This is a genomic window from Acetobacter tropicalis (assembly GCF_001580915.1).
Taxonomy (GTDB): domain Bacteria; phylum Pseudomonadota; class Alphaproteobacteria; order Acetobacterales; family Acetobacteraceae; genus Acetobacter; species Acetobacter tropicalis.
Genome location: NZ_LHZQ01000220.1, coordinates 35,409 through 47,431, shown reverse-complemented (window position 1 = coordinate 47,431; position 12,023 = coordinate 35,409). Strand labels below are relative to the sequence as shown.

Here is a 12,023-nt window from a genome sequence, read left to right as displayed (position 1 = left end):
CGGGGCGGCCGTGGCGGAATGGTAGACGCGCAAGCTTGAGGTGCTTGTGGGGGAATACCCCGTGGAAGTTCGAGTCTTCTCGGCCGCACCAATTCTCTGATTTCCGGAAAAATTCAGCAAAACATAAAAGCTGATTTTTCTCGGAATCATGAATTTTTAGCATAAAAATATTATTTCAGTCTGAAAATGGCCCAAATGCCATAGTCAGGCCTTTCTTTGTTTGTTTAAAATCCCGGTAATCTTTGTTATCGCAAATGCGTTACCTTATCGGAGAGTTCGCTCTCTACAAGAGCAGGTGTGGCGCTATCTGGGCTGATTTGACGAAGCAGGCCCCCGATAGTAGCGATACCGTGGCGCATTTGTTGCAACTGAACTTTAATTCAAGGTGTCGTATTCGTGTCCAAGCCCAAGCCTTTACGTAAAGCAGTTCTGCCTGTTGCAGGACTGGGTACACGCTTCCTGCCGGCAACCAAAGCCATGCCCAAGGAAATGCTGACAGTTGTTGACCGGCCTCTCATTCAATATGCGATTGATGAAGCGCGTGAAGCAGGGATTGAGGAATTCTGCCTGATTACAGGCCGTGGAAAGGATTCCCTGATCGATTATTTCGATATTGCTTACGAACTGGAAGCAACACTGCGTGAGCGTAACAAGGTAGAGGCGCTGGAAGCCCTGAAGCCGAGTTCCATTGAAGCAGGATCTCTGGTGGCGGTGCGTCAGCAGGAACCGCTGGGTTTGGGGCATGCCATCTGGTGTGCACGCAGCTTTATTGGGGATGATCCGTTCGCCATTCTGCTACCCGATGACATTGTGCAGGCAAAAACGTCCTGCCTGAAGCAGCTTGCTGATGCCTATTACCAGACGGGTGGTAGCGTTGTTGCCGTTACCGAAGTGCCGCGTGAACACACCAACCGCTATGGTATTCTGGACACCGGTAAGGATGATGGGCGTCTGGTCGAGGTGAAAGGTCTGGTTGAAAAGCCGAAACCTGAAGAGGCACCGTCCAACCTGTCCATTATTGGACGCTATATTCTTACCCCTGAAATCATGCCTTATCTTTCCAAGCTGGAAAAAGGTGCAGGCGGTGAAGTGCAATTGACAGACGCCATGGCAAAAACCATTGGCGAAGTTCCGTTCCATGGTCTGCGGTATGAAGGCCGTCGTTTTGATTGCGGCAATAAGATCGGCTTCTTGGAAGCGCAGATTGCATTCTCCCTCGAACGCCCTGATTTGGCTGATGATGTAAAAGACTTCCTGAAAAATTATACCCAAACCCTGTGAGCGCTTTTTTCGCATGGTGTTGAACCCGGCATCCAGCACGAGTACGATATTCGTGCTGGGTGTAGGTCAACGCTGACGGCTGAGGATGTTTTTTGCGAAAGGGCTAACTTTTGCAATGTCTCCAGTCAGGCGGGGGAATACGGTAGCAATAGGATATAATGAGTGTCTTCCTTCATCTGCGTTTGAAACAATGCAGGATAAGGGGCCTCAGAGTTGGGAAGGGGGCGTATAGGTTGCCTTCCGTCCCCGAATTCTTTATTTTTCTTCATACATTGAAGACGGCTCTTACTTTAGAAGAGTCGCCGAAAAAATCTGACACGCGCAACTTGCGCTATAGAGCCTGATTTTCCAGACCATCCTACAAGCCATTAGTCACTGTTTCTGTTTGGCTCTTCGTTTCTGATAATGAGCGAAGACGAGCCAGGGTTGGTTTGTGGCGTAGGTTATGCTCTTTTTTCTTTTCTACACATTGTTTCTTTGGCTGAAGAAGCTCTCGTGCCCGATAGGCGCGGCCCGCATTTGGATTTCGACAACGTGATGGTGTTTTGCTATATAGTGGACCTATGTTGTCCTCTTTAATTGATCCTGCTGGCCGCCGTATTTCCTATCTTCGAATGTCGGTGACAGATCGGTGTGACATGCGGTGTGTTTACTGCATGGCCGAAAGCATGACGTTTTTGCCGCGCGCTGATGTTCTTGATTTCGAAGAACTTTTTCGTCTGTGCCGCGTGTTTGTGGAGCATGGCGTTAAAAGATTGCGTCTTACTGGCGGGGAGCCGCTTGTTCGCAAGGATATCGGCGTCTTTCTCGAGCATCTTGGTCACTGGCTTCATCATCCTGAACAGGACGGGGGGCTTGAGGAACTGACGTTGACGACTAACGGCAGCAGGTTGGCCCTTTATGCGGAAACATTGTTCAAAGCCGGTGTGCGTCGCGTGAACGTTAGTCTGGATACGTTGGATGAGGCACGTTTTACGCAGATAACGCGACGAGGAAAGCTTGCTGCCACACTGGAGGGCATCCGTGCAGCACGGGCGGCAGGCTTGGCTGTGCGAATTAACACCGTTGCCATGGCAGGTGTGAATGATGATGAATTTGATGACATGCTGGCATGGTGTGGAGACATCGGGGCGGATTTCTGTCTGATTGAAACCATGCCGATGGGCGAGACAGGGGAAGACCGTACGGCCACATACCTTCCGCTCTCCACGGTAAAAAAACAGTTGGCACGCCGTTGGACGCTGGAACCTTTGGGAGACAGAACGGGCGGGCCTGCCCGATATATGCGGGTTGCTGAAACCGGAAGACGCATTGGGTTCATTACCCCTATGAGCCATAATTTCTGTGATAGTTGTAACCGGGTAAGAGTGTCCTGTACCGGGCGGCTTTACACGTGCCTGGGGCAGGAAGACGGGATTGACCTGCGCGAAATCATGCGTTCCGGTGGGGATGATGCAGCGCTGTTGGCTGGTATTCAAACAGCCATTGCCCTCAAGCCACGAGGTCATAATTTCATGCTGGGGGTTAAGCCCGGAGATGTTCAGGGACCAGCCCGCCATATGAGTGTGACTGGCGGATAAAGCCTCAGGAAGGTGTATTCGGCGGAACTGGGTTTTTCAGCGCTTCTTCAAGAGAGTGCGTGAATTGTCCCGGCTGGAGAGGTTTGGGTTGTGAGGGGGAAGGGCTCCATGCCGTAAGAATGGCCATGTGCAACGGCATGGCAAAAGTCCCCTCCTGATCCTCCAGTGCGGCGAGTTCTGCTGCTGCGGCAGGAAACAGCATGCGCGGTGGAATGATGTGGCTGCGCAGTTTTAATGCATTGGTTTCTCCGGCAGCGCGCAAATCCCGTATGAGGCCGGTCAATGAGCGGTATCGAAGATCCAGTTTTTCCGTATCCACTACAGGGAGGGCAAAACCTGTCCGTTGAAGCAAGTGGGCGCAACTCTGCTGTGTGGGAAGAGGAGAAACGCGGGGGGAAACACCATCACTCAAAGCGAGTTCCGCCATTTCCAGCGCCTGTTTGAGCGGCCGTAACGTTGGCAGAATGGGAACACTGGCCAGAAACAGTCCGTCTGGCTTGAGGGTCAGGCGGAGCTGGGTCAGCGTGCCCGGAAGATCATTGATCCAATGAAGGGACAGGTTGGCAACAACCAGATCAAAACTGTGAGGCGCGAAAGGCAGCCACTCTTCATCAACGCACACAGTTGGTGCGCTTTCGGATAAGGTGGGAGGAGGTGTGGACTCACAACAGACAACGTCCATTCCGCGTTTCAAGAGGCGTGGCGCGATAATCCCGCGTCCTCCTAAATCCAGAGCCGAATGAAGGGGGCGCGTGACATCATCCAGACGTTCCAGCAGAATATCCGCAGCAGCGGTGAGAATGGGTGTGACGGCCTGTTGTAAACGTGCAGCACGTGTCTTGTGCAGACGCACGGCTGGGCGGTCAAAAATGATAGGAGCCTCCATGGCTTTATGGTCTGCGCTAGTCTTTGGCGTTTGCCAAGAGGGGACGCATGACATCTGAGGGAGGCGGAAGAACGCGGCTGATGTTCAGGATGGCGGCGCATTGGCTGGGCCATGGAACACTTGATATGCTCTTTCCGCCATCCTGCCAGTTATGTGGCGTGGAAACAGACGTGGCGGGCGGCGTCTGTTCTGTCTGTTTTGGGCGTCTCACACCGATTACGCAGCCTTTCTGCGTCAAATGCGGCGCACCTCAGGCATCAGAAGCGTATTTGAATGCAGAAAGATGGTGCGCCAAATGTGAGCGCCACCCTCCGGTGTGGGATCATGCACGTGCAGCCTTTTTGTATGACAAGGGTGCCAGAGATCTGATTTTACAGTTGAAATATGCGGATAGGCAGGAAAATGCCCGTTTTCTGGGGAAACGGATGTGGCAGGCAGGGCAGGCTCTTTTTACGCCAGATTGCCTTGTGGTGCCTGTGCCTGTTCACAGGATGCGTCTTTTGAAGCGGCGTTATAATCAGGCTGCTCTTCTGGCATGGGAAGTGGCGAGGCTTGCCGGTGTCCCCTGTCGGCCAGATGGTTTGGCCCGTACACGCGCCACCTCACGTCTTGCGCGTTTTTCCCGCCGGGAACGGCAGGAGGAAATGGCACGCGCTATTGTGGTCAGGGCACCGTATGCGGAACTGATTTCAGGTAAGGAGGTTGTGTTGGTGGATGATGTGCTGACATCTGGCGCAACGGCAACGGCCTGTACCAACGCCTTGCTGCAGGCAGGTGCCCGTTCGGTCTCGGTACTGGTGGCGGCTGAAGTGCCATCGCAAAAAGAGATTGATCTGGACTTTCCGATATTGGAAACGACATGAAACAGGTGTGGTGCCGTATATGGCGGGCATCACATGGCGCAAAAGCGTCTTTAATGAATGAAACACAAAATAGAGTGGGACACCCCTATGCCAGCCATTGAAATTTATACCCAGCCCGGATGTCCTTATTGCGTAAGGGCTGTGCAGTTGCTGCGCAGCAAGAATGTTGCGTTTCAGGAAATCAATGCTCCGCGCGGAACGCCGGAACGCCAGCAGGCTTATGACCGCTCAGGCGGCAGCACCACAGTGCCTCAGGTGTTTGTAGGAGAGAAAGCGCTGGGTGGATGTGATGACCTGATGGCGCTGGAACGGCAGAGAAAACTGGATGCAGCACTCGGACTTGCCTAAAAGCAAGGAGGTTCTGCTGCCGCCTGAAAGAGAAGGACAATGATCTGTTACCGCTTGCAGTGCGTCAACAGCCATGCGTTTGAGGGCTGGTACCGCGATAGCGCGACCTTTGCACACTTGCAGAAGGAAGGCTTTTTAAGCTGCCCTGAATGCGGAACATCAGATGTTCAGCAGGCCTTGATGGCGCCAGCTATAGCTAAAGGTGGGCTGAACAGGCGTTCCGATAAGCCAGAGAAGCCTGTATCTGAGCCTGCGGTGCAGGGCCCTGCAGGCAGAGGAATGCCCGATAAGGTTCTGATCGCCTTTCAGAAAATACGGCAGGCGGTAGAGCAGAACTGCGAGAACATGGGTGACCGCTTTGCGGAAGAAGCTGTAAGGATTCACCACGGTGAGGCCCCTGAACGGGGCATTTATGGAAACGCGACAGAACGTGACCATGAAATGCTGCGTGAAGAAGGCGTAGATGTTGTGGCTATTCCGTGGGTTCGGCGCACAGATAGCTGACTGTTGAAAAGTGCTAAAACGGCGGGGTGACTACACCTGCCTACCTGATTGTTGAAGCTTAAGGTGCCAAGGCAAAGACGCAGCCAGACAGGTTGGTTGCAGGAATATGGAGAGGGACAAGGTGAGCAGAAAGAACAGATGGCTTGCAGCATTCCTTTACCCAGTTCTGATGTGTGCGTTCCTGATCGCGCCAGACGCCGCCAAAGCGGAAAGCTCTCCAGCTAACCCATTTGAGGGGTATTGGCTTAGCCAGGGCCATGATGGCGTGTTCAAGATAGGAACGTGCGGGGATACGGTATGTGGTCACCTTGTTGGGCTGCAATATGAGGGCACGGATGTTCCGCGTGACAAAAAGGGGAATTCGGAGTGCAATCTTCTGATGCTTACCGATTTCCGGGCATCTTCTGATGAAGGCGGGCGTTGGAACGGCAAGATTCTAGACCCTGACACCGGAAGCGTTTATCAGGCGCAGATATGGTCTCCCAGAAAAGATGTTCTAAAACTGCGGGGATATATCGGGTTGCCGCTTTTTGGCGAAACCCAGACATGGACCCGTTATCAGGGAACCATCGGCCCGGTGTGTAAAATGCCGCATTAAAAATTGAAAAGAACAACAAGGCTCTTGTTTATGACTCATTCTCTTTCCCGTCGTCTGTTCGGGCTTGCTGGCATGGCCGGAGCCGTGACGGTAGCGCTTCCAGCCTACGCTCAGGACGATACGGCCAAGGCTCCAGATCCGGCTGATCCGGAATCACGGGAGCGCACATATTGTTATGTGGGGGGATATACCCAGCACGGGCCGCCGGGAGGAAATGGGGAAGGGATTACCGTCTTTGAAATGGATCCGAAGACGGGCGTTCTGACAAACCTGATGACATTTACGGACATTGCCAGTCCGTCCTATATTGCGCTCTCACCCGATAAACGTTTTCTGTATGCCGTCAGTGAGATCAATGATTTTGATACGGCGCATAGTGGCTCTGTAACGGCGTTCTCAATTGATCATGCAACAGGTGCCCTGACAAAGCTGAATACTGTTGCCTCCGGCGGCGCGGACCCGGCGCATCTGAGCGTCCACCCGTCTGGCAGGTATGTCATGGTCGCTAATTATACCGGGGGAACGGTCGGGGTTCTGCATGTTCTGGCCGATGGCTCTCTGGGCCGTATGACCGAACTGCTGCACAATACCGGGCCCCGCATGCCAGATCGGGCGGCGGATAACCCGCCGGGCAATTTTGCCATCAGCGATCATTCATCAGCCCATCCGCACATGGTGAAGGCTGATCCCACAGGCAAATATGTTCTGGTGATGGATGCCGGGCTGGACCGTGTTTACGTGTGGACCATCAATCTGGATACCGGCAAGCTCACTCCTGCCGCTGTGCCCTTTACAACCATGACGCCGGGTTCTGCACCCAGACATTTTGAGTTTGGGTCGGATGGACATAAGCTCTATCTGCTATGTGAGCAGGACTCCAAGGTTGTGGTCGCGGATTTTGACCCGCAGACAGGCAAGATAGCGCCGCAGCAGACTGTCAGTAGCGTGACAGCGCATTTCCGTGGCAGCACGTTGGCCGCAGGCATTCTGCTCTCTCCTGATGAACATTTTCTCTACGTATCCAACAGGCTGGGGGATTCGCTGGCTGTGTTTCAGGTTGCCAAGGATGGGGGCCTGACATTGGTGGATGAGATCTGGACCCATGCGGATTATGGGCGGTCGCTCATGTTTGATCCGTCAGGCAGCTATTTGTACGTTGCAAACCAGAGGAGTGATTCTATCACATCTTTCCGGGTTGATAAAACGACGGGAAAGATCAGTTTCACATGGGACTTTACGCCAATTGGCAGCCCCACATGTTTTGAATTTTTGCGCGTTCCGGCTTCCTGAGCGCGCCGGAATCAGCTTTTTCTGAAAGCCGCAATGTAATTTACATCAAGGTTGCGGCTTTCCTTCCAGCCGGTCAGGCTGGGCACCATGCCCGCAATAGCCTGAATGCTCAGACCTGCTGAGCGGCCATACCGGCCCAGTTCGGCAGGGGTAATAAATTTCCGCCATTCATGCGTACCAACCGGCAGGAGGCGGAGCAGATATTCCGCCCCAATTTTGCCAATGGCCAGAGATTTCAGGGTGCGGTTCATGGTGGATACAATCACAATGCCACCCGGTTCCGCCAGATCAGCCAGCATGTGCATAAATCTTTCAGGATCAGTTACATGCTCTATAATTTCTAAGGCGACTACGGCATCAAATCTGGCGTTTTCCGCCACCAGTTCTTCTGCGCTGCCAACACGATAAGTCAGCGGGCCGGAGCCATCGGGAAGCGGGTGATTTTCAAGATGCGTCCGTGCGGCGGCAATACCGTTTGGAGAGGCGTCAAGGCCCAGAACATCATGCCCCGCCCTAGCCAGAGCCTCACTCGCCAAACCCGCGCCGCAGCCGATATCAAGCACGCGTACGCGGCGGCTGGAGCGCCCACGCAGGGGAAAGTGGCGGCAGGCCCAGCTTATGCGCAGTTCATTCATGGCATGCAGGGGGCGCATGGGGCCGGAGGGGTCCCACCATTTATCCGCCAGAGCGCCAAAGCGGGCAATTTCTTCGGGGGAAACGGAGGATGCAGCGTCGCGGCTGGAGGGATGCATGGAACAAAATTCCTTTCCTGCTGATCTCCCCCGCTGGACGAGAGGGGGCCGGGAAGGGTATGTGACGCGCCTTGTGAAGCTTCGCAACCGTCCTTTTGCGTCTTTCATGCCAGCAGTGCGCGTGGAAGGTGAAAAGAACGGTCTGTTTACGGCCTGTCTGGTGGAGAAAAAATTATGCCCGGTTCCGTGCCTCGGATCGTCATGAAGTTTGGCGGAACGTCCGTGGGGGATATTGAGCGCATTAAGGCCGTGGCCGAGCGTGTCAAGAAACAGAAAGACGCCGGTTGTGATGTGCTGGTTGTTGTCTCCGCCATGGCGGGGGAAACCAACAAGCTGGTCGGTTATTGCGATGCGCTTTCTGACCTGCATGACGCGCGGGAATATGATTCCATTGTGGCGACCGGTGAGCAGGTGACCAGTGGCCTTCTGGCCATTGCCCTGCAGAAACTTGGTGTGCCCGCACGTTCCTGGGCCGGATGGCAGGTTCCTATCCGGACCGATTCGGCACATGGCAAGGCCAGCCTGGACACAATTGACGGCGCCCATCTGCTGGGATGCATGGCGGAAGGTGTTGTGCCTGTGGTGGCTGGCTTTCAGGGCGTGGGGCCGGACGGGCGTGTGACCACGCTGGGCCGTGGGGGGTCTGATACCTCGGCCGTTGCGTTGGCCGCAGCCATCAAGGCAGACAGGTGTGATATCTATACCGATGTGGACGGGATCTACACGACAGATCCGCGCATTGTGTCAAAAGCACGCAAGCTTGAAAAAATTACCTATGAGGAAATGCTCGAACTGGCATCTGTCGGTGCGAAGGTTCTTCAGACACGGAGCGTCGGTCTGGCCATGCGGCAGGGCGTGCGCGTGCAGGTTCTTTCAAGCTTTGTAGATGGGCCAGCCCTGGTTGAAGGTAAGCTTCCCGGCTCCCTGGTGGTGGATGAGGACGAAATAGTGGAAAAGAAACTGGTGACTGGCATCGCGTATTCCCGTGATGAGGCCAAGCTGTCTGTAAGGCGGATTCCTGATCGTCCGGGGATTGCCGCTGCAATTTTCGGCCCGTTGAGTGAAGCCAACGTCAATGTGGATATGATCGTGCAGAGCACGGGTGCTGACGGCACAACGAACATGACGTTCACAACCAGCAAGACAGACCTGCCGCGCGCTATCAGCACACTGGAATCCGTGCGGGACGCTGTTCAGTACGAAGAACTGGTAACGGATGATGATGTGGTGAAAATCAGCGTGGTGGGCACAGGCATGCGCTCGCACGCCGGCGTGGCCAGCACCATGTTCCGCACACTTTCTGAACGCTCGATCAATATTCAGGTGATCTCGACCAGCGAAATCAAGGTTTCTGTTCTGGTAGCTGCTGAATACGCGGAACTGGCAGTGCGTGCCCTGCATACAGCGTATGGGCTGGATAATGTCTGACCTGATGGAACGCGATCTGACGGCATTGCCGACCGAGTCCGAGAAAGAACGGGCGCGCAAGCGCCTTCAGCACCTATGCCAACGTGGTGCAGATTTTCTGGGGACCCAGTATGCCATTCTTGGCGGGGCGATGTCCTGGGTTAGTGAGCGTCATCTGGTTTCCGCCATTTCCAACGCTGGTGGGTTTGGGGTGATTGCCTGTGGCGCCATGGAACCGGACCGTCTGGCGGAAGAAATAGCGGCTACCCGTGCGCTGACGGACAAGCCATTCGGCGTGAACCTGATCACCATGCACCCCCAGCTTTCCGAGTTGGTGGATGTGTGTTTGCAGGCAGGCGTTGGCCATATTGTGCTGGCTGGTGGCATTCCACCGGGGGCGGCCATCAAGGCCGCCAAGGATGGCGGTGCTAAGGTGGTGGCCTTTGCGCCTGCTCTGGTGCTGGCTAAACGGCTGATCAAAATGGGTGTAGATGCGCTGGTGATTGAAGGGGCGGAAGCTGGCGGTCATGTCGGCCCCGTTTCTCTGACGGTGCTCGCTCAGGAAATTCTGCCCCACATCGATCAGGTGCCGGTATTTGTGGCTGGCGGGCTGGGGCGTGGGGACGCGCTGGTTTCCTATCTGGAACTGGGGGCTTCCGGCGGCCAGTTAGGCACCCGTTTTGCCGCTGCGGCGGAAAGTATTGCCCATGAAAAGTTCAAAAAAGCGTTTGTGCGGGCTAATGCGCGGGATGCCATAACTTCCGTTCAGCTTGACGAACGTTTTCCCGTTATTCCGGTGCGGGGACTGGCCAATGAAGGAAGCAGCCGTTTCGTGGCGCATCAGGCGGATGTGATCAGTCGCTTTCAGAGTGGCGCGATCTCGCGTGAGGAAGCCCAGCTTGAGATCGAACATTTCTGGGCTGGCGCCCTGCGTCGGGCTGTAATAGAGGGAGATGTTGAAAACGGATCTGTCATGGCCGGGCAGTCTGTCGGAATGGTGAAGGCCGTTCAGCCTGTGGCTGACATTATTGCGGACCTTGTTGATCAAGCTGTGCTGGCACTGGTGCGCCAGCAGCGACGTATGGATGCTGATGGCTGATACCCGTTCTGTTCCCGAGCAGGAAAAACCTGCCGCTTCCCCCGTCCTGCCAGATGTGGCGAGTGTTGGTGTGGGAAGCGCGTTGCGTATGCGGCGGGAGCAGCTTGGCTGGACATTACCGCAGATAGCCGACTGGTTGCGTATTCGGGAAGCTTATCTTGAGGCCTTGGAAAGTGGGCGTGCCGGGGTTTTTCCGGCAGAGGCCTACGCCTTGGGCTTCTTGCGCACGTACGCGCAGGCCTTGGGGTTTGACGCTGAAGATGTGGTGCAGCGCTACAAGCGGGAAGGGAAGGTTCGAAACCGCAAGCCCGAACTGACTTTTCCGGCACCACCGCCTGATCGGCGGATTCCGCCGGGGGTTACAGTTTCTCTCGGGTTGCTGGTGCTGGTGGGGGCCTATGTGGGCTGGTACCAATTCGTAGGCCATGCCCCTCCGGTGCCTGAGCATGTGCCGCCCGTGGCGGAGATTATTCCGGGCGAGAAAACGGCCAATGCTCCTTCCCCGCAGGTGGCGTCCATCTTGCCTGATCCGGGCGCTTCTCCTCCACCGCAGCCTGCGTCAGTCCCGGTATCGGGCGCGCCTTTAGGGGGCGCAGAGCATTCAGCTCCTGCCATAGCTTTGAATGATCCGTTGGCCCCATCAGCGCAGGGAGCGACAGAACAGGCTTCCGGTTTGGCTGGCGGGACAGAAGGTGTTTCTTCTCCTGCGGCGAATACACCGGCACCGTCTTCGGACAGTGCCGAAGGGAGCGAGTCTACTGGAGCAGACGCAAACCAACTTGTCTTGAAGGCGGATGCCGCGAGTTGGGTGCAAGTGAAGGATGGTGCCGGAAAAGTGGTGTATGACCACATCATGCAGCCAGGTGACCAGTGGGATGTACCACCAGAAAACGGCCCCTATAGTCTGACAGTTGGTAATGCTGGCGGCGTTATGGTTGCTGCCGGAAGTGTGACAACGCCTCATCTTGGTCGTAATGGCGCGGTGCGGCGGAAGCTGCCGTTGACGGTTGACGCTGTGCGGGACGGGAGCCTTGCGGGGGCGCCGGTATCGAGTGTGGTTACATCCCCCTCGGCATCATCATCCGTACCAGCCGCTCCGTCGCTTCCTGCTGTCGGGCTTGCTTCACCGCAGAGTTCTTCAAAGCCGCAACAACAGAATAATGGCTCGCAGTCGGAAGATGTGCCATCCTCCACATTGCAGGTAGGCGGAAAGGCCGCTTCTTCATCCGCCCAGCCGGATCAGGACGGTGTCGTGCAGGAGAATGCGCCAGCCATGCCAGTGCATTCCATGCCGCGGCGTAAGAGCAGCCCCCCTCCTGAAACCAGCGCGGATGACCTGAATGCCCGTCAGTTACAGGGATTGGGCGGACATTGAATGCCTCTTTTACGCGCTTTCATGTAGCCAACGCGCATTG

12 protein-coding genes and 1 tRNA gene are annotated in these 12,023 nt (G+C 55.4%); 11 read left to right on the top strand and 2 right to left on the bottom strand.

Annotated elements, in window-relative coordinates; genetic code table 11:
- Positions 1-4: 4 nt before the first annotated feature.
- The 3 genes from AD944_RS13750 to moaA all read left to right on the top strand — a co-directional run bounded on the left by AD944_RS13750 (position 5) and on the right by moaA (position 2,861).
- Positions 5-91, top strand: a tRNA-Leu gene (locus tag AD944_RS13750).
- A gap of 305 nt (positions 92-396) precedes the next feature.
- Complete coding sequence (galU, locus tag AD944_RS13745; protein ID WP_035381766.1) at positions 397-1,281, top strand: UTP--glucose-1-phosphate uridylyltransferase GalU; 885 nt, start codon at positions 397-399, stop codon at positions 1,279-1,281.
- A 563-nt stretch (positions 1,282-1,844) separates the two neighbouring features.
- Entirely contained in the window at positions 1,845-2,861 is a 1,017-nt protein-coding gene (gene moaA / locus AD944_RS13740; RefSeq protein ID WP_045541903.1) for a GTP 3',8-cyclase MoaA, read from the top strand.
- Between the two features lie 4 nt (positions 2,862-2,865).
- Here the strand turns inward: moaA and AD944_RS13735 are convergent, their stop codons facing one another.
- Positions 2,866-3,747 carry a methyltransferase domain-containing protein gene (locus tag AD944_RS13735; protein ID WP_045541904.1) on the bottom strand — a complete coding sequence of 294 codons (882 nt, stop codon included), beginning with the start codon at positions 3,745-3,747 and terminating at the stop codon, positions 2,866-2,868.
- A gap of 47 nt (positions 3,748-3,794) precedes the next feature.
- On the opposite strand from AD944_RS13735, the gene AD944_RS13730 reads away from it, so the two are divergent.
- The 5 genes from AD944_RS13730 to AD944_RS13710 all read left to right on the top strand — a co-directional run bounded on the left by AD944_RS13730 (position 3,795) and on the right by AD944_RS13710 (position 7,350).
- Positions 3,795-4,610, top strand: a complete 816-nt coding sequence (locus AD944_RS13730) for a double zinc ribbon domain-containing protein (RefSeq protein WP_236709171.1) — start codon at positions 3,795-3,797, stop codon at positions 4,608-4,610.
- An 87-nt stretch (positions 4,611-4,697) separates the two neighbouring features.
- Positions 4,698-4,958: a glutaredoxin 3 gene (grxC, locus tag AD944_RS13725; protein ID WP_045541906.1), complete on the top strand. Its 261-nt coding sequence runs from the start codon at positions 4,698-4,700 to the stop codon at positions 4,956-4,958.
- A 39-nt stretch (positions 4,959-4,997) separates the two neighbouring features.
- The gene (locus AD944_RS13720; protein WP_045541907.1) at positions 4,998-5,462 is read left to right on the top strand and encodes a DUF1178 family protein; all 465 of its coding nucleotides are present in this window, start codon (positions 4,998-5,000) and stop codon (positions 5,460-5,462) included.
- Between the two features lie 106 nt (positions 5,463-5,568).
- On the top strand, positions 5,569-6,060 hold the full coding sequence (locus AD944_RS13715) for a DUF2147 domain-containing protein (protein ID WP_035381775.1): 492 nt from the start codon (positions 5,569-5,571) through the stop codon (positions 6,058-6,060).
- A gap of 30 nt (positions 6,061-6,090) precedes the next feature.
- Positions 6,091-7,350, top strand: a complete 1,260-nt coding sequence (locus AD944_RS13710) for a lactonase family protein (RefSeq protein ID WP_006557635.1) — start codon at positions 6,091-6,093, stop codon at positions 7,348-7,350.
- An 11-nt stretch (positions 7,351-7,361) separates the two neighbouring features.
- Here AD944_RS13710 and ubiG read toward each other — a convergent pair whose 3' ends face one another.
- The gene (ubiG, locus tag AD944_RS13705) at positions 7,362-8,102 is read right to left on the bottom strand and encodes a bifunctional 2-polyprenyl-6-hydroxyphenol methylase/3-demethylubiquinol 3-O-methyltransferase UbiG (protein WP_045541908.1); all 741 of its coding nucleotides are present in this window, start codon (positions 8,100-8,102) and stop codon (positions 7,362-7,364) included.
- A gap of 174 nt (positions 8,103-8,276) precedes the next feature.
- Between ubiG and AD944_RS13695 the strand changes: the two genes are divergently transcribed.
- From AD944_RS13695 to AD944_RS13685, 3 genes are read left to right on the top strand one after another with little or no spacing between them, the layout of a single operon-like run.
- Positions 8,277-9,530 (top strand): aspartate kinase, encoded by a 1,254-nt coding sequence (locus AD944_RS13695; RefSeq protein ID WP_006557631.1) that lies wholly within the window; start codon positions 8,277-8,279, stop codon positions 9,528-9,530.
- Positions 9,523-10,608, top strand: a complete 1,086-nt coding sequence (locus tag AD944_RS13690) for an NAD(P)H-dependent flavin oxidoreductase (RefSeq protein WP_061474871.1) — start codon at positions 9,523-9,525, stop codon at positions 10,606-10,608. The genes AD944_RS13695 and AD944_RS13690 overlap by 8 nt, the downstream gene beginning before the upstream one ends.
- Positions 10,601-11,983 (top strand): helix-turn-helix domain-containing protein, encoded by a 1,383-nt coding sequence (locus AD944_RS13685; protein ID WP_045541990.1) that lies wholly within the window; start codon positions 10,601-10,603, stop codon positions 11,981-11,983. The genes AD944_RS13690 and AD944_RS13685 overlap by 8 nt, the downstream gene beginning before the upstream one ends.
- Positions 11,984-12,023 lie beyond the last annotated feature (40 nt).

What these genes read in the sequence shown, in the direction of transcription:
- moaA (WP_045541903.1), top strand. Translation starts at nt 1,845, where the DNA reads ATGTTGTCCTCTTTAATTGATCCTGCTGGCCGCCGTATTTCCTATCTT.
- AD944_RS13690 (WP_061474871.1), top strand. Translation starts at nt 9,523, where the DNA reads ATGTCTGACCTGATGGAACGCGATCTGACGGCATTGCCGACCGAGTCC.
- ubiG (WP_045541908.1), bottom strand. Translation starts at nt 8,102, where the DNA reads ATGCATCCCTCCAGCCGCGACGCTGCATCCTCCGTTTCCCCCGAAGAA.
- AD944_RS13720 (WP_045541907.1), top strand. Translation starts at nt 4,998, where the DNA reads ATGATCTGTTACCGCTTGCAGTGCGTCAACAGCCATGCGTTTGAGGGC.
- grxC (WP_045541906.1), top strand. Translation starts at nt 4,698, where the DNA reads ATGCCAGCCATTGAAATTTATACCCAGCCCGGATGTCCTTATTGCGTA.
- AD944_RS13730 (WP_236709171.1), top strand. Translation starts at nt 3,795, where the DNA reads ATGACATCTGAGGGAGGCGGAAGAACGCGGCTGATGTTCAGGATGGCG.
- AD944_RS13735 (WP_045541904.1), bottom strand. Translation starts at nt 3,747, where the DNA reads ATGGAGGCTCCTATCATTTTTGACCGCCCAGCCGTGCGTCTGCACAAG.
- AD944_RS13710 (WP_006557635.1), top strand. Translation starts at nt 6,091, where the DNA reads ATGACTCATTCTCTTTCCCGTCGTCTGTTCGGGCTTGCTGGCATGGCC.
- AD944_RS13685 (WP_045541990.1), top strand. Translation starts at nt 10,601, where the DNA reads ATGGCTGATACCCGTTCTGTTCCCGAGCAGGAAAAACCTGCCGCTTCC.
- AD944_RS13715 (WP_035381775.1), top strand. Translation starts at nt 5,569, where the DNA reads ATGGAGAGGGACAAGGTGAGCAGAAAGAACAGATGGCTTGCAGCATTC.
- AD944_RS13695 (WP_006557631.1), top strand. Translation starts at nt 8,277, where the DNA reads ATGCCCGGTTCCGTGCCTCGGATCGTCATGAAGTTTGGCGGAACGTCC.